Source organism: Rahnella sp. NRRL B-41462 (assembly GCF_003263525.1).
Taxonomy (GTDB): domain Bacteria; phylum Pseudomonadota; class Gammaproteobacteria; order Enterobacterales; family Enterobacteriaceae; genus Rahnella; species Rahnella aceris.
Genome location: NZ_JYDF01000025.1, coordinates 1 through 21,833 on the forward strand (window position 1 = coordinate 1; position 21,833 = coordinate 21,833).

Below are 21,833 nucleotides of genomic sequence, written 5' to 3' on the forward strand. Positions count from 1 at the left end.
GGGTGGGGTATTAAGGTCAGATCGCAATGCGGAAACATTGACTGTTTTATGGTTTGCTAAACCCCCACCCAGCCTCCCGCTTCGCAGGGGGAGGAGCACACCTGCAATCCCTGCAACTCCTTGCAAACCATTAAATTTATCTGGAATCATCACCTCAGTTTCGTTCTTAGCCACTTGGTTTAGTCACGCGCTTTACGCTATAGTCGCGTCGCTGCGGCAAAATCCGCAGCCGGGCGTGAGAACTCGAACTCTACTGGAAACGGCACAATTTCTGTTGTGCGAAAACATCAGCTTAGTTAGATGGAGTTCTCAATGAACCTGTATCAGTTATTCACCTTTTTACCTTTCCCACATTCCCCTGTGATCCTGATATCAGGAGCACAAACTCATGAATAAACAAGACTGGCATCAGGCAGATATTATTGCGGCGTTACGCAAGAAGGGTACGACACTGGCGGCGGTATCACGGGCTGCGGGGTTAAGTTCTTCAACGCTATCGAATGCGCTTTCGCGTCCGTGGCCGAAAGGGGAAATACTGATTGGTCAGGCAATTGGTGTGCATCCTGCGGTGATCTGGCCGAGCCGTTATTACAACCCGAAAACACATCAGTTAATTGAACGCCGTACACGAAATCATTAGGTGCAAATTATTGAGCGGGCAGGGCATCAGTAATGATGATGATCCTGCCCGCTCGTTTAAGCTAACAGCAATTACTTATTCTTCACCTGCAATCCGCGTGGCAGATTATTGTTATCCACCTGCGGTAAACCGGTAGAGGCGGAAGAAGTCAGCAAGCCTGTCTCAACATAGTTTTGCAGCTTCTCGCGGGTATCGGTGATGTCCAGGTTCCGCATGGTCAGCTGACCAATACGGTCATCCGGTGAGAACACAGAATCGCCTTTTTCCATGGTCAGACGCTCTGGTTTGTAAGTCAGGTTCTCAGATACCGTATTCATGATGGTGTAGTCATTACCGCGACGCAGTTCCAGAGTCACTTCACCGGTGATTTCGCTGGCGACCCAACGCTGTGCGGAGTCACGCAGCATCAGAGCCTGCGGATCGAACCAACGGCCCTGATACAGCAGACGACCCAGTACACGGCCATTTGCATGGTATTGCTCGATGGTATCTTCGTTATGGATACCGGTCAGCAGACGCTCATAAGCGATGTGCAGCAGCGCCATCCCCGGGGCTTCGTAGATGCCACGGCTTTTGGCTTCAATGATACGGTTTTCAATCTGGTCGCTCATCCCCAAGCCATGACGACCGCCGATGCGGTTGGCTTCCATCATCAGCTCCACGCTGTCGTCAAAGGTCACGCCATTCAGTGCGACAGGATAACCACGCTCAAAACGGATGGAGACTTCTTCCGCTTTCACGACCACATTCTCGTCCCAGAATTTCACGCCCATAATCGGGTTAACGATTTTGACGCCGGAATCGAGGAATTCCAGATCTTTGGCTTCGTGCGTTGCGCCCAGCATGTTGGAGTCAGTGGAGTAGGCTTTCTCGGTCGACATTTTGTAATCGAAACCGGACTGAATCATAAATTCGGACATCTCATGACGGCCACCGAGTTCATCGATAAAGTCGGTATCCAGCCACGGCTTATAAATCTTCAGTTCAGCATTGGTCAGCAGACCGTAACGGTAGAAACGTTCAATGTCGTTACCTTTATATGTGCTGCCGTCGCCCCAGATATTGACGCCGTCTTCTTTCATTGCGGCAACCAGCATGGTGCCGGTCACGGCACGGCCCAGCGGCGTGGTATTGAAGTAAGTCACGCCCGCCGTAGTGTTATGGAATGCGCCACACTGAATGGCGGCAATCCCTTCTGCAACCAGTTGTTTACGGCAGTCAATCAGGCGGGCTTTCTCTGCACCGTACTCCATCGCTTTACGCGGAATGGCATCGTAATCTTCTTCATCAGGCTGACCCAGATTGGCCGTGTAGGCATAAGGAATCGCCCCTTTTTTCTGCATCCACAGCAGGGCTGCACTGGTGTCCAAACCGCCGGAGAATGCAATCCCCACACGCTGATTGATAGGAAGGTGCTTGAGAATAGTTGTCATCGGTTAAATCCTGTATGAATGGGGGTCTGTCTGCTAAAAGTTTCAATGCCTATATTGATATCGCAAAACCGGCGTCGGGTAAAAGACATTTTGCATATTTATGTAAATTTTACCGCATAACTATCTAATTGTCATGCACTGCAAAACGCCTTACCGCTCATTCTGTTTCTGGAAAAAATTCAGCAGTAACTGCCATAAATGATGCGCTGCGGGCGTGAAACGCCGGTCTGAATTGCGCAATAAATGGCACTGGGCTTCGGTGGCGATAGGGTGATCAATGGGAACCGCCACCAGAATGTCGTGCTCGATGCGTTCACCTGCCGCCTGTGCGCTCATAAAGGAAATCCCCATGCCTGAAATGCTCAGGCTCATGGCCGTCGAGAACAGGTTACAGCGGTAGGCAGGAGTGAACAAAAAACCTTTGCTCTGGAACATCGCGTTCATGTGGCGTTGCAAACCAAACGTCTCACTGAGCGAAATCAGCGGGTGCTTGTTCAGTTCTTCGATCGAGACTGTTTTCAGATGTGCGATCGGGTGCTGCGGATTGACCACTGCGCAGATCGGCCCCCACGGAAAACTGTGTCGCTTCAGCTCCGGGTTACCAATCGGGCCAAACGCCAGTGCCATATCGGCCTCTCCCTGGACAATCGACGCCAGTGTTTCCTGCATATTCCCTGCGACAATTTCCACAAAAACATTGGGATAAGATGTCGCAAAGTTTTTCAGTACGTGCTCGACAAACGTATCAACCAGTCCGGCACCGACGCGAATGGTGACTGCGCCGCCTTTCATATAGCGCAAATCTTTTAAATGCCGCTCCAGTTTTTCGCGACGTATCCGGCTTTCAAAAAAATCATCCGCCAGCAGTTTTCCGGCATCGGTCAGCACCACTGTGCGTCCGCTGCGTTCAAGTAAGGGCAGTTGCAGTGTGCGTTCCAGCAGGGCGATCTGACGGCTGATCACCGAAGCGTTGACGCCCAGAATATCGGCCGCACGGCGGATCCCGCCCTGGATCCCCACCTCGTAGAGATAACTGATCTGCTTCTCGTGAAACATCTGGCTCATCGGTGTTCCCGGTGTCTGTTGACCAAAAGGCAACAATATAGTCATTGAAACGACATTTATATTATGTGATGGGTTGTAGATAATCAAAATTGACGACAAAACAGACATCGGGAAATTTCATGCCAACCGTGTATGACTATCTGCAACAACATGCCTCGCTGATCCTCAGTGATATAAAGCGCCTGGTTCAGGCCGAATCCCCTTCGCTGAATAAAGTGGCGGTTGACCGTTGCGGAGACGTACTGCAAAGCATCATGGCGGAGCGGCTGGATGTGCAGGCACAGGTTTGCCCGCAGGAAAAACTCGGCAATCATCTGCTGTTCAGTGTCGGTAACGGGCCGCAGGTGACCAGTATTCTTGGCCATTTCGATACTGTGTGGGAATGCGGTGAGCTGGAGATGGTGGAAAAAGACGGCCGTTTATATGGGCCCGGTGTGCTGGATATGAAAGGCGGGCTGGTGCAGGCAATCTGGGCGGTGCGGGCGCTGGTACAAACCGGCGCGCTGTCGCCACATCGCATTCAGTTTATTTGTCCTTCGGATGAAGAACTCGGCAGCCCGTCATCGCGTAAATGGATTGAACAATGTGCTGCTGATTCCGCACGGGTTCTGGTGGCCGAACCGGCCGTGGCGCGTACCCATGAGGCCAAAATTGCCCGTAAAGGATCCGGCAGGTTTGAAGTGAAAATCACCGGTCGTTCGGCCCATGCGGGCAACAATCCGGAAGATGGCATCAGCGCGATTGAGGAAATGGCGCATCAGATTTTAGCCCTTCACAGCCTGAATGCCCCGCAGGCTGGCACGACGGTCAACGTCGGACTGGCAAGCGGTGGCGGCAAAATTAATGTGGTCGCCGATCATGCCGTACTGGGTGTGGATTTACGTGTGAGCAATATGGCAGAGGCCGCGCGCGTGGAAGCGGCCATCAAAGATTGCCAGCCGCATCTTGCAGGTGCGCAGGTGGTGGTCACCGGCGGGATGTCCCGCCCGCCAATGGAACAGACACCGCAGAATTTAGCGCTTTTTTTGCAGGCGCAGCATGCTGCTGAACGGCTGGGAATTACGCTGAAAGGCAAAGCGGTCGGCGGCGGCAGCGACGGTAATTTTACCTCGGCGCTGGGTATCCCCACGCTCGACGGACTGGGTGCGACAGGCTCCGGCATTCATGCCCGGGACGAGCATATTATTATTGATGATATTCCGCTGCGGACAGCGTTGCTTGCTGAAATAATTCTGGGCAGCGGGGAAGTAGTCGTATGACATGTTGATAAACAGTGCATGAAATAAAATACCCGGGCCCTTTATTGGTGCGTCATAAACCAAAATGGTGCAATGAATTCCCGGTTATTTCATCGCGATTGAATGATTTTATTAAAAAGCCTTTATTACGATGGGGGCTATTTTTCGTTTTTATTTTTTATCTGTTTTTTAACTATTTTTACTGTTTATTAAAAAGTGAAAGTTGGCACGTTTCCTGCTCTCTTGTCTGTGGTTAAAAATAAAAATGAGCAGAAATCAGGTGCTGAATGAATAACCTGTTTTCTCACATGACATTCATTGAAAACTGACAGGAATTGTATTCCTGATTTTTTATTGCAGACAGATACCAGAGAAGGAACGTTAGTATGAGTGACACACGAATATCAGAACAGAGAGCCACCCCTGAGGTGGACGAGTGGAAAGTCGGTAAGGGGGCATACGTGTCGCTTATTGTCGTTATCCTGCTGTTTTCTGGTGCATTTTTAAAGGTGGATGGCATGGCGTGGCTGGGAGCCTTTGACTTCACCACGCTGGGCGGTTCGTTCGGTACTATGAAAGGTGAAACCAGCACGTTTGTCGGGGCGGGCGGTGTCAGTGCGAAAGCCGGTTTCCTTTTTGCCTTATCTCTGGTGCCGACGGTCATGCTGGCACTGGGATTATTAGAAATATTTACGCACTACGGCGCTATCCGGGCTGCACATAAATTATTAACACCACTGCTTAAGCCGATATTAGGCATTCCCGGCCACACCGGTCTGGCGTTAATTACCGATCTGCAAAGCACTGACGCCGGCGCTGCATTAAGTAAAGAGCTTTACGATAATAAACAGGTCACAAAGAAAGACGTAGTGATCATGGGCGCATGGCAATATTCCGGTGCCGGTCTGATCAACAACTATTTCTCCATCGGTTCCGCTATGTTTGCATCATTAACCATGCCGGTGATTATTCCGCTGGTGGTGATGTTCGTGATGAAATTTGTCGGCGCGGTATTTGTCCGCTTTGTGTTGAACACCGTTTATAAAAGAGATTTTGAAAATGAGTAATGCCACCCGAGTTTCCTCAAACCCGTTCGATATTTTCGTGGTCGGTGCCCGTAAAGGCTTCAATATTGCTATCAATAATCTGATGCCTAACGTGGTAATGGCTTACGTCATTTCAGAAATGCTCAATCTGCTCGGCGTAATGACGTTGGTGGGGCACATTTTCGCGCCACTCATGGGGTTGCTGGGATTGCCAGGTGAAGCCGTTACCGTGCTGCTTACATCATGGTTATCGTCTTCGGCGGGTACGGGTGTGGCCATCAGTTTGCTGACCAAAGGCACGCTGGATATGACGCAGATTACTATCCTGGCACCGGCAATTTTCCTGATGGGTTCTCAGTTGCAATACATGGGACGCCTGCTTGGCGTGGCGGATGTGCCGAAAAAATACTGGCCTCTGCTGATGCTGACCAGCGTACTGAACGCCATTATTTCGATGATCCTGATGCGAATTTTTGCCTGATTTTCGATTGCACTGTTTTGAAAATGAATTTACCGGAGTCTTTACCCGTGTCGAAAGCTATTGAACATTATCAACATTTACATCTCATCCCTGAACTGGGTTTTACCGAATTTAAAACATCGGCTTATATCGCGCAGGCGCTTGAAGATGCGGGGTTTAACGTCACGCGTCATGTGAACGGCACCACAGGAATTATCGCTGAAATCGACAGCGGCAAGCCCGGTCCGGTCATGGCGTTGCGTGCCGATATGGATGCACTCGGCCATATCATTGATGGCGAGCTGGTGGCGCGCCATACCTGCGGCCACGATGGTCACTCCTCTGTCGTGCTCGCAGCGGCGCAGGAAATCATGAAAGAAGGCATGGTTAAAAAAGGCCGCCTGAAAATTTTGTTTCAGCCCGCTGAAGAGCTGGGCACCGGCGCCCTGGCCATGGTGGAAGGGGGCGCCATTGATGATGTGGATATGCTGCTGGGGTTCCATGTGCGGCCACTTGAAGAATGCCCGATGGGGCAGGCGGTGCCCGCAATGTATTACTCTGCCTGTGCGACGGTTGAGGCGATTATCACCGGTGTTCCTTCTCACGCGGCGCGCCCGCACCTGGGCATTAACGCGCTGGATGCCGCCGTGGCGGCGGTTCAGGCAGTGAATACTATTCATCTGGCACCGAGCCTGACATACAGCGTGAAAGCCACCCGTTTCCTGTGCGATGCGGGTGTGACCAATTCTGTGCCAGCGGAAGCCCGCGTGTGCTGGGATTTGCGTTCGCAGCACAATGAACCGATGGATGAACTGAAAGCAAAGGTGATTCGTGCGATTGAGCACAGCGTGGCGGCGCTGGGTGCCACCGCGGAAATTCATGTGATGAAAGAGATGCCTGCGGCAGAAGTCGACAGTGACGTGACCGCGATTATCGCGGAATCTGTTACAGAAGTTTTAGGTGCAGAGGGCCTGACTGAACCGAAATTTACACCGGGCAGTGAAGATTTCTTCCACTATTCACGCCAGCGTCCGGCCATTAAAACCGGGTTCTGGGGACTGGGCGCGAATCTCACGCCCGGGCTGCATCATCCTGATATGCGCTTTGATCTCGACGCTTTGGACATTGGTGTCAGGGTATTTAAAGGCTGCGTGAAAAGAGTGCTGGGATAAGCATTACGGCGCGTCATTGTTTTAAAAATATGCCCGGCTTTTGTCGGGCATTGCCTTACATTCCCTCCAGCGGCAGCACATCCAGCGGTTTCACTTCCCTGAGCACAAACGAGGTTTGCATCTCTTTGATGCCCGGCAGACGACGCACCACTTCCATCGCGAAACTGGAAAAACTGTCGAGATCTTTAGCGACCACCTGCAACAGAAAATCCGCATCACCGGCAATCGCGTAACAGGCAATCACCGAAGGCAGCGCCCCCACTTCCTGCTCGAAACGTTGCGCATCTTCCTCGCTGTGACTGTCGATTTTCACCCGGATAAACGCCAGCAACCCCAGCCCGATTTTTTTCCTGTCGATGTTCGCCTGATAACCGGTGATTATGCCGCTGTCTTCCAGCTGTTTCATGCGCCGCCAGCAGGGAGAAGCGGCCATGCCCACTTTTTCCGCCAGCTCCTGATTGGTCATTCTGCCCGAACCCTGAAGTTGTTTGAGAATGCGAAGGTCTGCCGGTGAAATTTCAGATATGGACATAATCTGCCTTTTAAATGTGATTTAAAGAAAGAGATAACCAGATTAGGGCATTTTACGGCGGGAAAAGAAAGCACCTTTCAGCGGCCAGGCGCTATCATTTTTGTCATCAATAATGATGAAAAGGGCGCAAAAATGGCAGATAAACTGCGGGTGGCAATTATTCTCAATCCCGAACTTCCGCCGGGATTACTGGCGAACACGGCAGGCGTAATTGGCATCGGATTAGCGGCAAAATTCCCGATGCTGGCGGGCAGTTCGCTGACTGACGCAAAGGGTGTCACGACCGATACTATCTCTAAAACTCCGCTGCCCATTCTGCAGGCCACGCCCGATCACATTAAGGCGCTGATGTTTAAAGCACTGGACGCAGCAGGCGAGCGCAGCGTGGTGCCGTTCCCGGCATTTGCGCGCACGATGCATCAGTTTGAGCAATACGAAATGACGTTCCCGTTGCGGGACTTATACGATGAAGTGATCGACGGTGTCGGGCTGGTGGGGCCGGAAAAGTGGATTAAATCGCTGACGGGAAACCTGAAGTTATTGCGCTAATGTGTTGAAGATACAGGTATAAAAAAGACCGAATACAGGAATGGTATTCGGTCTGAGTTTTGCGCTAATCCGTATTCAGCTCGTCGCTTTCAGTTGCGGGTAGCGTTTGAAAATCGTCAGACACCAGACGAACGCAATGCAGCCGATCAGGCCACCGGCGTAGCCGATGTTGCTCATTTCCAGATGCAGACTTACCTGATTACCGATCAGCGCGCCGGCACCGATACCGATGTTATAAATACCGGAAAGCAGCGCCATTGACACGTCGGTGGCGTCGGTCGCCAGCGCCAGCACGCGCACCTGCATTGCCAGGCCGATAATCATCATCGCCAGTCCCCAGATAATACACAGTACTGAAATCGCGACCGGATTCATCACCGCCACAAACAACAGGAGCATGCTAAGCGTGACCAGCAGGATCGGGCCGCTGAGCATGGCTGCCGGGAAACGGTTGCCAAGCAAACTGAACGCAATGCTGCCGAGAATACCCGCGCCGCCGAAAATCAGCAGCAGGAAAGTGGTGAAGTTTTCACCCATGTTGGCAACGCTCTGGATAAACGGTTCGATATAACTGTATGCCGTATAGTGAGCGGTCACTATCAGCGCAGTCAGGAGATACATACCGACCAGCGCCGGACGGCGGAACAACATCGGCACGCTTTTCAGTGAACCGGTATGTTCACTTGGCAGCGGCGGCAGCAGTTTAATCAGACAAATCAGTGTCATCAGCGCAACGATGCCGATGCTCATAAAGGTGGTTCGCCAGCCAAGATACTGACCGATAAGACGACCCAGCGGCAAGCCGAGCACCATTGCCAGTGCGGTGCCGGTCGCTAACATACTGAGTGCCTGTGTTTTTTTACCGGCCGGTGCCACACGGATCGCCAGTGAGGCGGTGATCGACCAGAAAATGGCGTGGGCGAGGGCGATACCGACGCGCGAGGCCACCAGACTCCAGAAATCCCAGGCGACGACAGATAACGCATGGCTGGCGATAAACAGGCAAAAGATGATGATCAACAGGCGCTTTCGTTCAACGTTGCGGGTCAGCAGCATCAGCGGCAGAGACATCAGCGCGACGACCCACGCGTAAATGGTCAGCATCAGGCCAACCTGTGCTGTCTGCATATTGAAACTGGCGGCGATGTCGGAGAGTAATCCGACGGGCACAAATTCAGTGGTATTGAAGATGAATGCGGCAATAGCCATCATCACAACGCGAAGCCATGCTGTCCTGCGCGAAACGGTATCTGATTGCATTGAAATTTATGACTTATAAGAAGATGTTGAAATCAGGCATCTGTCTGCCAGATGCCTGTTGAACGCATAGTGTGTTTTATTTGTTCGAAAAATGAAACAGAAAATTGGCCTATCAGATAAATCTTCAGGCGACAATTTTAGTGATGGTAACTGTGATGTTCCTCACGCATTGTCGTGAGGATTGATCAGGGAAGTCAGTACGTGATCCTGCCAGCAACCGGCAATTTTCAGATATGATTTCGCATACCCTTCGCGTTCAAAGCCCAGACGCAGTAGTACGCGCTCACTTTTATGATTGTCCGGAATATAGCTGGCCATAATGCGGTGCAGACCCTGCTCGCGAAACAGGTAATCAATGGCGGTTGTCAGCGACCGATGCATCAGTCCTTTTCCCTGCTGGTTTTCCGCGACCGAATATCCCAGATGACAGGCCTGAAAAGGACCGCGGGCGATGCCGGTAAAATTGCAGGCACCGAGCATGTCACCGGTTTCACGGCTGATGATGCCAAACTGGAATGCCGTACCGCAGGCCGCTTCATCAAAAGCATTGCTCAGACGGACCCGCAGGGTTTCAGGCGCGTAAAAGTTCGCTGGCCGCAAAGGCTCCCACGGCGCGAGATGCGTGGCGTTATCGCGAAAATAAGCATGAACGACAGCCGTGTCTTCCGGCCCCAAAATTTTAAGGTAAAAATCAGCGTTCGTGACGGCGAGTTCCATGGTGATCCCTTAAAGCCTGTAGCGGAGAGGGCGGTAAGTGTAGAGGATTCATCAGGAATTGGAATGCCAGCACCAGTGCCACGGTTCATAAATGAATCCCCACGGATTGTTCAGGGGGAATGACATCACAAAACCGAATCCGGCGGCGTGGCTTTGCAGCCACTGAAAAGCTTCTGTTTCACCAAAAACGCCGGTCACTTCGTCGCAGCCGGGCGTATTGATATCCACGGCGCAGCCGGTGTGATGCTCGCTGCATCCGGGCGGCGCCAGCGAGGTAAAGAAATCTTCCGGGGCGATGCCTGCCAGTTGTTTGGCGCGGATTAAATCAGCCTGATAATTCAGGCTGCGGTAGGCGGAAACCAGATAAATCCCCACGCCGTCAGTAGCCGCCTGCTGTCTCATGGTATGCCAGGCGGCAGAGGCGGGGGCGGTCAGACGGTATATTTTACCGCTTTCGGCATCCGTTTCCGCCTCCACCAGTAAGTGCTCACTTACTTCCTCAAAATACGGCAGCGTACGATGTGCGATAACCGCCGGGTCGATATGCAGTTCCCGCAGTATCTGCTCCGTTTGCGATTTCAGTGCCGCCGGGTTCATGCCGGTTCGTCTCCCGCACGGCCGATCACATCATTCATGGCTTCGGTCATCGCCTTACCTGCTGAGCGCATCGACTGCTGATAGCGCGAAGCGGCAACAACAAATGCATTAAGAAGCTGAGTATCCTGCGCATGTTGCTGATATTCAGGGTGCCATTGCACGCCAAGACAGAAATCATAGCCTTCACATTCAATGCCTTCGATCACGCCGTCGGGTGCGTAAGCATTGACGATACAGCCGGGGCCGACGGATTTCACTGCCTGATGGTGTGAGCTGTTCACGACGTAATGGTCACGATCTACGCAGCGGCTGAGCAGCGTGCCTTCGACAATCTCCACCGCATGACGCGCGCGCTTTTTGCCGCCCGCGTTTTCAGTATCAACAGTCGTGCTGTGCTCCAGGGCATCGGGCAGCGCATCGGGAATATGCTGATGCAGCGTGCCGCCGGTTAATACGGCAAGCAGTTGCTGGCCGCCGCAAATCCCGAGCAGCGGCATATTGCGCTGCATGGCACCTTTAACAATGGCTTTTTCAAATTCGGTGCGGGCGGGTTTCAGGCGAACCTGATCACTGGTTTGTTGCTCATTAAACAGTTCAGGCGGTACATCAAACGCCCCGCCGGTCACGACAATGCCGTCGCACAGCGCCAGATATTCATCGGCCAGCGCCGCGTGATGTGGCAACGCCAGCGGAACGGCACCCAGTTCCGCCAGGCTGTTCATATAGTTCTGACGTAAGGCGTACCAGGGATAATCGGCATAGCCACCGGCTTCCTCGCTGTCGAGCGTTACCCCAATGACCGGTCTGGATTGAAATTTTGTCTGCATTCGCCTGAGTCCCTGCATGGAAATGAAAAACAATCAGAAATTTCACCATATCAAGCCGTGGTCGGCGCAAACAATATAAATTATCTATAGGTCATATTTTCAGGATTTAGCTCTGGTTTTCTCACCTGTTCGGGTGGGATCTCAGTGCATTTTCCGCACTAACTCCGCGTTTTCCTGACAAAATTCCGGTCTTCGTTGACACTTCCTGATGCTTTTTTGTTGCGGTCTTCAATATTCATTCTCATTTAGTGATTAACATTAGATGCCTCGAAAGGATAAATTAGCGGGTATAATTCATCCTGCTGATAGAAATAGAAATTCTTAATTGCTAACGAAATCTTTACGTTGTCCTAAAAACAGACACCCGCACTTTTCGGGGATAATGGTTTTTTGACTGATATTGAAAATCTCTGGTTGAAGGTCATTTTTCAGCTGTTTTCTCCTCATTAATACTGCGAAACCAAGAAATTTATGCTGCCGACTGCCTCGTCTCGTTCCAAAAAACGCACATTCGTGTGGGTTATTGTCGCCATTATCGTTGCCGCGATCCTGGTCTGGTTTTTTGCTTTCCACCAAAGTGCCTCTGATCCCTCTGCCCATAAAAAACCGGGCCGTGGCGGCATGCGCGCAATGCGCGGCCAGATGATGGCAGGAATGGCAACGCCGGTGCAGGCAGGAAAGGCCACACAGGCCGATGTGCCGGTGTATCTGCGTGCGCTGGGCACGGTGGTGGCGAACGCGACGGTGACGGTGACCAGCCGTGTCGATGGTCAGCTGATGAAGGTGTATTTCACCGAAGGGCAGAAAGTGGAGCAGGGTCAGTTGCTGGCGCAGATTGATCCGCGCAGTTATCAGGCCACGCTGGAACAGTATCAGGGCGATTTAGCGCAGAATCAGGCGCTGTCGAAAAGTGCTGAACTGACGCTGGCGCGTTACCGCAAACTGTATGCACAGGATTCCCTGGCACGTCAGGATCTGGAAAGCCAGATTGCGACCGCCGGTCAGTACGCGGGAGCAGTGAAAGCCGATCTGGCGCAAATCGCCGCCGCTAAGCTGAACCTTGAGTACGCTAAAATCACCGCGCCGGTCAGCGGCCACGTCGGCCTGCGTCTGGTGGATCCGGGCAACATGGTCACCAGCAGTTCGACCACCGGCATCGTCACCATTACCCAGACTCAGCCGATTGCCGTGACCTTCAGCGTGCCGCAAAGCAATTTGCAAACCCTGCTCAAAGCCCTGCGCGGCGGCAATCAGTTGCCAACCACGGCTTTTGACCAGAGCGGCAGCGAAGTGCTCGGACAGGGCAAACTGCAATTTATCAGCAACGAAATTGACACCAGTACCGGCAGTATCAAGCTGAAAGCGTTGTTTGATAATGACGATGAAAAACTCTATCCGAATCAGTTTGTGAATGCCCGCTTACAGGTCGCGACGCTGAAAGATGCCACGGTGATCCCGGCGGCGGCATTGCAGCTGAGCAGCGACGGCGACTTTGTGTATGTGGTGAAAGCCGACAGCACCATTGAGCGTCGCAGCGTGAAGTCCGGCCCGGATTTTGGTGATGACCAGGTGGCGATTTTGTCCGGTGTGAAGCCGGGCGAGCAGGTGGTCACCACCGGTATTGACCGTCTGAACAACGGCACTAAAGTCGAGATTGTCACACCGAATTCTGGTGAGGCTGCAGCAGCAGGTGGCTCTTCCAAAGAGCGTCAGCAGAGCGGCGGTGTGGATAAAGCCACCACCGGCGCGGATAGAACGGCCGTCGCGCCTGATGCACCCCCAACTACAGCCGGTAAAGACAGCGGGTCTAAATGAATCCTTCACGCCTCTTTATACTCCGGCCGGTCGCGACCATTCTGCTGATGGTCGCCGTGCTGTTGTCGGGGATTTTCGCCTACAACATGCTCTCGACCTCGGCGCTGCCGCAGGTCGATTACCCGACCATTCAGGTGACCACGCTGTATCCGGGCGCCAGTCCGGACGTGATGGCGTCGGGTATTACCGCGCCGCTTGAGCGTCAGCTCGGGCAGATGGCGGGGCTGAGCCAGATGTATTCCACCAGCGCCAGCGGCTCCTCCATTATTACGCTGAAATTCTCGCTGGATTTGTCCCTTGATGTGGCTGAGCAGGAAGTGCAGGCGGCGATCAATGCCGCTGACAGCCTGCTGCCCAGCGATTTACCCAATCCGCCGACTTACAAGAAGGTGAACCCGGCGGATGCCGCAGTGCTGACATTAGCCGCGACCTCTGAATCCCTGCCGCTGACCAAAGTGCAGGATCTGGTGAATACCCGCGTGGCGTTGAAACTGTCGCAGATTTCCGGCGTCGGTATGGTCACGCTGGCGGGCGGGCATCAGCCTGCGATCCGCGTGCAGGTGGATCCGCGCAAACTGGCGGCGCATAACCTCAGCATGGAAACCATCAACACGCTGATCGGCAACAGTAACGTCAACGGTTCCAAGGGGGGCTTTGACGGGCCGCACCACTCGATCACCATCGATGCCAATGACCAACTGCGCACCGCCGCTGAATACGGCAACCTGATTGTTAATTATGAAAACGGGGCGGCGCTGCGTTTGCGCGACGTCGCGACGCTCTCCGAAGCAGCGGAAAATCAGTACCTTTCTGCGTGGGCGAACAAACAACCGGCGATCATTATCAGCGTTCAGCGTCAGCCGGGCGCCAACGTGATTCAGGTGGTGGATGCCATCAAAGCACAACTGCCGAAATTGCAGGAAGCGCTGCCGGAGTCGGTCAAAATCAGCGTGATTTCTGACCGTACCCAGACTATCCGTGCCTCGATCAGCGACGTTCAGTTTGAGCTGTTGCTGTCGATTGCGCTGGTGGTGATGGTCACCTTCCTGTTCCTGCGTAATGTCGCGGCGACGCTGATCCCAAGCGTGGCCGTACCGCTCTCGCTGGTTGGCACCTTTGGTGTGATGTACCTGTGCGGTTTCAGTCTTAACAACCTCTCGCTGATGGCGCTGACCATCGCCACCGGTTTTGTTATCGATGACGCCATCGTGGTGGTCGAAAACATTTCACGACGCCTCGAAGAGGGCGAAACACCGATGCAGGCGGCGCTGAAAGGTTCGCAGCAGATCGGATTCACCATTATTTCCCTGACCTTCTCGCTGATTGCGGTACTGATCCCGCTGCTGTTTATGGGCGATGTGGTCGGGCGTCTGTTCCGCGAATTCGCCATTACCCTGGCCGTGTCGATTCTGGTATCGATGGTGGTGTCGCTGACCCTGACACCGATGTTGTGCGCCTATTTGCTGCGTCACACACCGGAAGAAAAGCAGAGCAAGTTTTACCGTAAAGGCGGTGAGTTTTTTGACAAAATGATCGCCGGTTACGATCGTATGCTGGTCGTGGTACTGAACCATCAGAAGCTCACGCTGCTGGTCGCTGCCGCGACGTTAGTGTTCACCGCGTTGCTGTACGTGATTGTGCCAAAAGGTTTCTTCCCGTCGCAGGATACCGGCATGATCCAGGGGATCACCCAGGCCTCGCAGGATGTCTCCTTCAGCGAGATGGGGCGTCGTCAGCAATTACTGACTGCCGCTATCCTCAATGATCCGGATGTGGAAAGCGTTTCCTCTACCATCGGCGTGGACGGTAATAACACCAGTCTGAACAGCGGACGTTTGCAGATCAGCCTGAAGTCCTTTGATGAACGCAGCGAACGTGCACCGGCGATCATTGAACGCCTGAAGCAGGAGACTGCAGGCGTGCCGGGCATTGAGCTTTATATGCAGGCTTCGCAGGATCTGACGGTGGACGATCAGGTCACGCCAAGCCAGTACCAGTTCACACTGGATGATGCCGACAGCGAAAATCTGGTGCAATGGACACCGAAGCTGATTGAGAAACTCAGTGCATTGCCGGAGTTCAGCGAAGTGGTCAGCAACCTGCAAAATCAGGGGCAGATCGCCTATGTGGAGCTCGATCGCGACGCTGCCGCACGCTACGGTATTACGGCGTCTGACGTCGATACCGCGCTGTACAACGCGTTCGGCCAGCGGCTGGTTTCCACCATCTTTACCCAGGCGAACCAGTACCGCGTGGTGCTGGAAGTGGCCCCGCAGTTCCAGCAGTCACCGGCTTCTTTTGACGATGTCTATCTGGCGACCAACAACAGCACCTCAACATCCGGCACGGTGGCGACCACCACCAGCACCACGTCTTCTTCGACATCGGACAGCGGCACCTCGACCACCACCACCAATGCCGGGGCGACCAATGGCATGGTCAAACTGACGTCGATTGCCAAAATCCACATGCGCACCGGCGCATTGTTGCAGGCGCGCCTCAATCAGTTCCCGGCGGTCACCGTCTCCTTTAACCTCAAAGACGGTTATTCGCTGGAGCAGGCGCAACAGGCGATCAAAACCACGGTGGCTGATATCGCCATGCCGGACAGCATCACTTTGCGCTATCAGGGTGCGGCGGCGTCATTTGAAAGTGCCACCGGCAACACGCTGTGGCTGATCCTCGCCGCACTGCTGACCATGTATGTCGTGCTCGGTATTCTGTACGAAAGCTTTATCCATCCGGTGACCATTCTTTCCACGCTGCCGTCGGCGGCGGTCGGTGCGTTGCTGTCGCTGATCTTTGCCGGTACGGAATTCAGTCTGATCGCACTGATCGGGGTGATCCTGTTGATCGGCATCGTGAAAAAGAACGCCATTATGATGATCGACTTTGCACTGGATGCGGAAAACAAACAGGGATTATCGCCGCGTGAGGCGATTCACCAGGCGTGTTTACTGCGTTTTCGTCCGATCATGATGACCACCATGGCCGCGCTGCTCGGGGCGTTGCCGCTGATGCTGGCGAGCGGATCCGGCGCGGAACTGCGTCAGCCGCTGGGGCTGGTGATCGTCGGCGGTCTGATCTTCAGTCAGGTTCTGACGTTGTTCTCCACGCCGGTGATCTACCTGATGTTTGACCGGCTTTCTCACCGCCTTAATCCACGTCACCGGCGTGCAGCGAAGCAGGCGGAATAAATGAACATTTCGCGTTTCTTCATCTTCCGCCCGGTCGCGACATTGCTGCTGACCATGGCGATACTCCTGCTGGGTTTGCTCGGGTATCGCCTGCTGCCGGTGGCACCGCTGCCGCAGGTCGATTTTCCGACCATTCTGGTCAGTGCCAGTCTGCCGGGTGCCAGCCCTGAAACCATGGCGGCGACGGTGGCGACGCCGCTGGAAAGGGCGCTCGGGCAAATCGCCGGTGTGACGGAAATGACCTCGCGCAGTTCGCAGAGTTCGACCAGTGTCATTTTGCAATTCGATCTCGATCGCGACATCAACGGCGCGGCGCGTGACGTGCAGGCGGCGATTAACGCCTCCCGTGCGTTACTGCCCAGCAGCATGCCGTCGCTGCCGACCTACCGCAAAGCCAACCCGTCGGATGCGCCGATCATCATGCTGGCGCTGACCTCGGCCACGCGCAGTAAAGGTGAGTTGTACGATATTGCCTCGAGCCAGTTGCAACAGAAAATCGCACAGGTTAACGGCGTCGGGCAGGTTTCTCTGGTGGGGTCCGCGCTGCCGGGTGTGCGTATTGATTTACGCCCTGAAGCCGTCACCTCTTACGGGATTTCCCTCGACACCATTCGTGCTGCGATTGCCGACAGCACCAGCAACCTGCCGAAAGGTTTGCTGCAAGGGTCGGATCAGTCGTGGATGATTGAAGGCAACGGCCAGCAAAGTACCGCCGCGCAGTACAAAACGCTGATTGTCACCTACATCAACGGTTCGGCCATCCGCCTCAGCGATATCGCCAATGTGTATGATTCCGTCGAAGACAAATACAACGTCGGGTATTACAACAGCACGCCGTCGGTGATGATTGGTGTAACGCGCCAGGCTGGCGCGAACATGCTGGAAACCATTCAGGCGATCAAAGCCGCGCTGCCGCTGATGAAAGAAAGTCTGCCGGGCGATGTGCAACTGAACCTGGCTCTGGATCGTTCGCCTAACGTTTCCGCTTCCCTGCGTGATACGGAAATGACCCTGATGGAAGCCACGCTGCTGGTGATCGCGGTGGTCTTTGTGTTCCTGCGTAACTGGAATGCTGTGCTGATCCCCGCCGTGGCGCTACCGGTGTCACTGATCGGGACCTGCGCGGTGATGTATCTCCTTGGCTACAGTCTGGATAACCTCTCGATGATGGCGCTGATCATCTCCACCGGTTTCGTGGTCGATGATGCCATTGTGGTGCTGGAGAACATTACGCGGCATATCGAAGAGGGAATGGGACCGGTACGGGCGGCGCTGAAAGGCGCACAGGAAGTCAGCTTCACCGTGCTGTCGATGACGCTGTCGCTGATCGCCGTTTTCATTCCGATCCTGCTGATGGGCAGTATCGTCGGGCGTCTGTTCCGCGAATTTGCGGTGACGCTCAGTGTCTCGCTGATCATTTCGATGCTGGTGTCACTGAGCCTCACGCCGATGCTGTGCGCACGTTTCCTCAAACGTAAACCGCCGGTGGAAAAACGTCAGCCGCGCATCTACCGCATGATCGAGCATGGCCTTAACAAACTGCTGGCGGCCTATTCTGCCGCGCTCGGCTGGGTTATGCGCCATCAGCTGATCACGCTGGTCGGGTTGTTCCTCACCGTGATCCTCAATTTCTATCTTTATACCGTGGTGGAAAAAGGTTTCTTCCCGGATCAGGACACCGGCATGCTGATGGGCATGTTGCGTGCGGATCAGAACACGTCGTTTCAGTCGATCCAGCCGCAGGTGCTGAAATACAGCAAGATCATTCAGGACGATCCGGCGGTAGAAGCGGTGATGAGTTCGGCGGGCAGCGGCGGCTTTGGTTCACGTAATACCGCCACGTTCTTCGTGCGTCTGAAAGATTTCGACAAACGTACCGCGACCGCCAATCAGGTGGCGAACCGTCTGATGATGGCGACCGGCAAGGAGCCGGGCGCGCAGTTGTTCCTGATGGCGGCGCAGGATCTGCATATCGGCGGGCGCAGCGCCAACGCGCAGTATCAGTACAGTCTGCAATCTGACGATCTTTCGGTGCTGCGGGAATGGGCCCCGAAGGTGCAGAAAGCGCTGGCGAAACTGCCGCAACTGACCGGTGTGGATTCCGATGCACAAACCGGCGGTCAGGAGGTCATGCTCAATATCGACCGGGATCGTGCCACGCAACTGGGCGTGAACGTGAAGATGATTGACACGTTGCTCAACAATTCTTTCAGCCAGCGGCAGGTTGCCACGATCTATAAAACGCTGAACCAGTATCACGTGGTCATGAACCTGACGTCTGACTACACCAGCAATCCGGATGTCCTGCATCAGCTGTATGTCGTGACCGATTCTGGTAATCAGGTGCCGTTGTCGGCGTTTGCCACCTTCAGCGGCGCCAACGCACCGCTGTCGGTATCCCATCAGGGGCAGACAGCGACCACGACTATCGCGTTCAATCTCGCCGACGGCTATGCGCTGGAAGATGCGCAGGCTGCGCTGAAAACCGCCATGGCACAAATTGGCTTGCCGGATACCGTTCATGGCAGTTATGCGGGGACGGCGCAGGCGTTTGAAGCGCTGGCCAGTTCCATGCCGTGGCTGATCCTGGCCGCGCTGGCGGCGGTATATATCGTGCTCGGCGTATTGTACGAAAGTTATATTCACCCGCTGACCATTCTTTCCACGCTGCCTTCCGCCGGTCTGGGGGCGCTGTTGCTGATGCTGATGACCAATACGCAACTGACGGTGATCGCGCTGATCGGGATCCTGCTGCTGATCGGCATCGTCAAAAAGAATGCGATCATGATGATCGACTTCGCGCTCGACGCCGAACGGCGGCTGGGTCTGACGCCACAACAGGCGATCACTCAGGCCTGTCTGATGCGATTCCGTCCGATCCTGATGACCACGCTGGCGGCGTTCTTTGGTGCCCTGCCTCTGGCGATGGGCAGCGGGGGGGACGCGGATCTGCGCAGTCCGCTGGGTCTGGCGATTGCCGGCGGGCTGGCGCTGAGCCAGATCCTGACGTTATTCACCACGCCGGTGGTTTACCTGTATATGGATCGCACCAGCCGCGCGACGCATCGTCTGTGGCAACGTCTGCGTCCTCACGCGACGCCGCCGGAGGCCAGTTCTCATGACTGATCACACTGAAACTCATTACCCTGAAGCGAATCTGATGACTCTGCAAAAAACACGTTCAATGGTGTTCCGTCTTGCTCCGCTGGCGCTGGCCTTACTGGTCAGCGCCTGTGCCGTCGGTCCTGATTACAAACGGCCGGATGTGGCTATGCCAACGGCATTTAAAGAAGCCAAAGGCTGGACGGCCGCGATCCCGAAAGATAATCAGGCCAAAGGCGACTGGTGGGCGGTGTATCAGGATCCTGAGCTGTCGTCCCTGCTGACACAGGTGCAGATTTCCAACCAGAACGTTGCCCAGTACGCCGCGCAATACCGCGAAGCCCAGGCACTGGTGACGCAGGCGCGTTCTGATTTGTATCCTTCCGTGGATGCCACCGTCGGCAGCACGCGCAGTGGCACCTCAACCTCCACCAGCAACAGCCAGTCCGCACAATTGAGTGCAAGCTGGGAACTGGACTTGTGGGGCAAACTGCGCCGCACGGCAGAAGAACAGGATGCCAGCGCGCAGGCCAGCAAGGCCGATCTGGCCGATGCGACGCTCAGCGCGCAATCCGAACTGGCGCAGGATTATTTCCAGTTGCGGGTGATGGATCAGCAAATCGCGTTGTATAAGCAAAGTATTGACGCCTATCAGCGTTATCTGACGGTGATTGAGAACCAGTATGCCGGTGGCAGTACCTCGCGTGGCACACTGGCGCAGGCACAGACTCAGCTGGAAAGTACCAAAGCGTCGGCGCTGGATCTGCAATGGCAGCGCGCCCAGCTTGAGCACGCTATCGCCGTACTGATCGGCAAACCGCCAGCGCAGTTCAGCCTCGCCGCCCGCGACGTAAAACTGAACCTGCCTGCGATGCCGGATGCGATTCCGTCGCAACTGCTGCAGCGTCGTCCTGATATCGCCGCTGCTGAGCGCACCATGGCCTCTGCCAATGCGGCAGTCGGTGTCGCCACTGCCGCGTATTATCCCGATCTGACCTTAAGTGCCAGCGGCGGTTTTGCCAGCTCGGCCTTCCATAACCTGTTCTCGTTGCCAAACCGCGTCTGGTCTTTAGGCCCGGAACTCAGCCAGACGGTACTGGATTTCGGTTCCACCCGTGGCAAAGTGGCACAAGCCGAAGCCGCGTATGACGCCGACGTCGCCAGTTATCGCCAGAGCGTGTTAACCGCGATGCAGGAAGTGGAAGATTATCTGGTTGAACTGCACACGCTGGACAGCGAACTGGTCGCCCGTCAGAACGCCGCCGATTCCGCCAAAGAATCCGCCCGCGTGACCTACAACCAGTATCAGGCGGGGATGATCGACTATCTCGACGTCGCGACCACCGAGAACACCAGCCTGACCCAGCAACAAAGCGTCCTGTCACTGCTCAGCACCCAGATGGTCACCAGCGTTAAGCTGATCGCCGCACTGGGCGGGGGATGGAACGGGGATGTGGGTAAGTAAGAGAGTTTGAATGAAAGGGCTGGAAACAGCCCTTTCAGCGGGGTGCCAGAAGGACAGTTACACCATATATTCCGCGCTGGATTGACCGGGAGATGTCTCAATAGTTATTTGCCAGCGGTCGATGTTGATCTGATCATAATCGGGAAGCTGACGCAGCTCTTCGGGGGCTTTTACGCTGATGGCGAAATCAAAATCGACCTTCTCACTCATTATTCTTCCTTAAGATCCATCAGATGAGTATTCCTGCCAACACGGCGCAAATCCCTGATTACCGTGGAGGGTATCGCTTGTTTCAGTGGTGATGTCGTTTCGACGGTTGCATCGAGAATATCCAAAATGCTGCGGTGAGTATGCGTCAGTTCGATAGTGCCCCAGGGCGTCGGGTCGTCATGAAGGCCAGTCGGTCGACCAGTATCTGCGAAATGATGCCATATGCCGATAATGCAGATTCCAGACTGACGTAGTTGTATTCCCCGCTGTCAATGCATGCGCGGGATCCTCAGGGAATATTTTCTACAGATCACGCAACAAAAACGCCGACTTCTGCCGGCGTTTCCTTTTACTCAAAAAATCTTCACAGCCAATAATGAATAATTAGCAAATGTGACGGTGGACGAAAATAAGGGAATATTAAAATATTGGAATGATGGCCGCAGGAATGGTGTGGGAAAAATATTATCGCCGCATTAGCAGATACGCTCAGTACGGCTCCTCCCCC

At 54.3% G+C, this 21,833-nt stretch carries 18 protein-coding genes; 10 read left to right on the forward strand and 8 right to left on the reverse strand.

What is annotated here, in order from left to right; translation table 11 throughout:
- Window positions 1-388: 388 nt before the first annotated feature.
- Window positions 389-640 (forward strand): helix-turn-helix transcriptional regulator, encoded by a 252-nt coding sequence (locus UC14_RS07750; protein ID WP_112152338.1) that lies wholly within the window; start codon window positions 389-391, stop codon window positions 638-640.
- 71 nt (window positions 641-711) lie between these two features.
- Here the strand turns inward: UC14_RS07750 and argG are convergent, their stop codons facing one another.
- Entirely contained in the window at window positions 712-2,073 is a 1,362-nt protein-coding gene (gene argG, locus UC14_RS07755) for an argininosuccinate synthase (RefSeq protein ID WP_015689414.1), read from the reverse strand.
- Between the two features lie 150 nt (window positions 2,074-2,223).
- A complete protein-coding gene (locus UC14_RS07760) occupies window positions 2,224-3,129 on the reverse strand; it encodes a LysR family transcriptional regulator (protein WP_037035253.1) in 906 nt (301 codons plus the stop codon).
- 128 nt (window positions 3,130-3,257) lie between these two features.
- Between UC14_RS07760 and UC14_RS07765 the strand changes: the two genes are divergently transcribed.
- From UC14_RS07765 to UC14_RS07780, 4 genes are all read left to right on the forward strand, one after another.
- The gene (locus UC14_RS07765; protein ID WP_112197509.1) at window positions 3,258-4,397 is read left to right on the forward strand and encodes a M20 family metallopeptidase; all 1,140 of its coding nucleotides are present in this window, start codon (window positions 3,258-3,260) and stop codon (window positions 4,395-4,397) included.
- A 365-nt stretch (window positions 4,398-4,762) separates the two neighbouring features.
- The gene (locus UC14_RS07770; protein ID WP_015689416.1) at window positions 4,763-5,443 is read left to right on the forward strand and encodes a nucleoside recognition domain-containing protein; all 681 of its coding nucleotides are present in this window, start codon (window positions 4,763-4,765) and stop codon (window positions 5,441-5,443) included.
- Window positions 5,436-5,903: a YjiG family protein gene (locus UC14_RS07775; RefSeq protein WP_013574121.1), complete on the forward strand. Its 468-nt coding sequence runs from the start codon at window positions 5,436-5,438 to the stop codon at window positions 5,901-5,903. Before UC14_RS07770 ends, UC14_RS07775 begins: the two co-directional genes overlap by 8 nt.
- A gap of 47 nt (window positions 5,904-5,950) precedes the next feature.
- Entirely contained in the window at window positions 5,951-7,054 is a 1,104-nt protein-coding gene (locus UC14_RS07780) for an amidohydrolase (protein ID WP_013574122.1), read from the forward strand.
- 55 nt (window positions 7,055-7,109) lie between these two features.
- On the opposite strand, the gene UC14_RS07785 is transcribed toward UC14_RS07780, so the two are convergent.
- Entirely contained in the window at window positions 7,110-7,586 is a 477-nt protein-coding gene (locus UC14_RS07785) for an Lrp/AsnC family transcriptional regulator (protein ID WP_112197510.1), read from the reverse strand.
- A gap of 132 nt (window positions 7,587-7,718) precedes the next feature.
- On the opposite strand from UC14_RS07785, the gene UC14_RS07790 reads away from it, so the two are divergent.
- The gene (locus UC14_RS07790; protein WP_013574124.1) at window positions 7,719-8,135 is read left to right on the forward strand and encodes a DUF2000 domain-containing protein; all 417 of its coding nucleotides are present in this window, start codon (window positions 7,719-7,721) and stop codon (window positions 8,133-8,135) included.
- Window positions 8,136-8,210: 75 nt separating this feature from the next.
- Here UC14_RS07790 and UC14_RS07795 read toward each other — a convergent pair whose 3' ends face one another.
- The 4 genes from UC14_RS07795 to UC14_RS07810 form a co-directional block, all read right to left on the reverse strand.
- Window positions 8,211-9,395 (reverse strand): sugar transporter, encoded by a 1,185-nt coding sequence (locus tag UC14_RS07795; protein WP_112197511.1) that lies wholly within the window; start codon window positions 9,393-9,395, stop codon window positions 8,211-8,213.
- Between the two features lie 162 nt (window positions 9,396-9,557).
- Window positions 9,558-10,112, reverse strand: coding sequence for a GNAT family N-acetyltransferase (locus UC14_RS07800; RefSeq protein ID WP_112152341.1), 555 nt, complete (start codon window positions 10,110-10,112; stop codon window positions 9,558-9,560).
- 51 nt (window positions 10,113-10,163) lie between these two features.
- Window positions 10,164-10,709 carry a D-alanyl-D-alanine carboxypeptidase family protein gene (locus tag UC14_RS07805; protein WP_015689419.1) on the reverse strand — a complete coding sequence of 182 codons (546 nt, stop codon included), beginning with the start codon at window positions 10,707-10,709 and terminating at the stop codon, window positions 10,164-10,166.
- On the reverse strand, window positions 10,706-11,536 hold the full coding sequence (locus UC14_RS07810) for a gamma-glutamyl-gamma-aminobutyrate hydrolase family protein (protein ID WP_112152342.1): 831 nt from the start codon (window positions 11,534-11,536) through the stop codon (window positions 10,706-10,708). The genes UC14_RS07805 and UC14_RS07810 overlap by 4 nt, the downstream gene beginning before the upstream one ends.
- A gap of 471 nt (window positions 11,537-12,007) precedes the next feature.
- Here UC14_RS07810 and UC14_RS07815 point away from each other — a divergent pair, with 471 nt between their 5' ends.
- Genes UC14_RS07815 through UC14_RS07830 form a run of 4 tightly spaced genes read left to right on the forward strand, consistent with a single transcriptional unit; the run spans window position 12,008 to window position 21,115 of the window.
- Window positions 12,008-13,351, forward strand: a complete 1,344-nt coding sequence (locus UC14_RS07815; RefSeq protein ID WP_112197512.1) for an MdtA/MuxA family multidrug efflux RND transporter periplasmic adaptor subunit — start codon at window positions 12,008-12,010, stop codon at window positions 13,349-13,351.
- Window positions 13,348-16,548, forward strand: coding sequence for an efflux RND transporter permease subunit (locus UC14_RS07820; protein ID WP_112197513.1), 3,201 nt, complete (start codon window positions 13,348-13,350; stop codon window positions 16,546-16,548). The genes UC14_RS07815 and UC14_RS07820 overlap by 4 nt, the downstream gene beginning before the upstream one ends.
- Window positions 16,549-19,674, forward strand: coding sequence for an efflux RND transporter permease subunit (locus tag UC14_RS07825; RefSeq protein WP_112197514.1), 3,126 nt, complete (start codon window positions 16,549-16,551; stop codon window positions 19,672-19,674). It begins immediately after the preceding gene.
- Complete coding sequence (locus UC14_RS07830) at window positions 19,667-21,115, forward strand: efflux transporter outer membrane subunit (RefSeq protein WP_037035201.1); 1,449 nt, start codon at window positions 19,667-19,669, stop codon at window positions 21,113-21,115. The genes UC14_RS07825 and UC14_RS07830 overlap by 8 nt, the downstream gene beginning before the upstream one ends.
- A 57-nt stretch (window positions 21,116-21,172) precedes the next feature.
- Here UC14_RS07830 and UC14_RS26700 read toward each other — a convergent pair whose 3' ends face one another.
- On the reverse strand, window positions 21,173-21,325 hold the full coding sequence (locus tag UC14_RS26700) for a hypothetical protein (RefSeq protein ID WP_157962081.1): 153 nt from the start codon (window positions 21,323-21,325) through the stop codon (window positions 21,173-21,175).
- Between the last annotated feature and the right edge of the window lie 508 nt (window positions 21,326-21,833).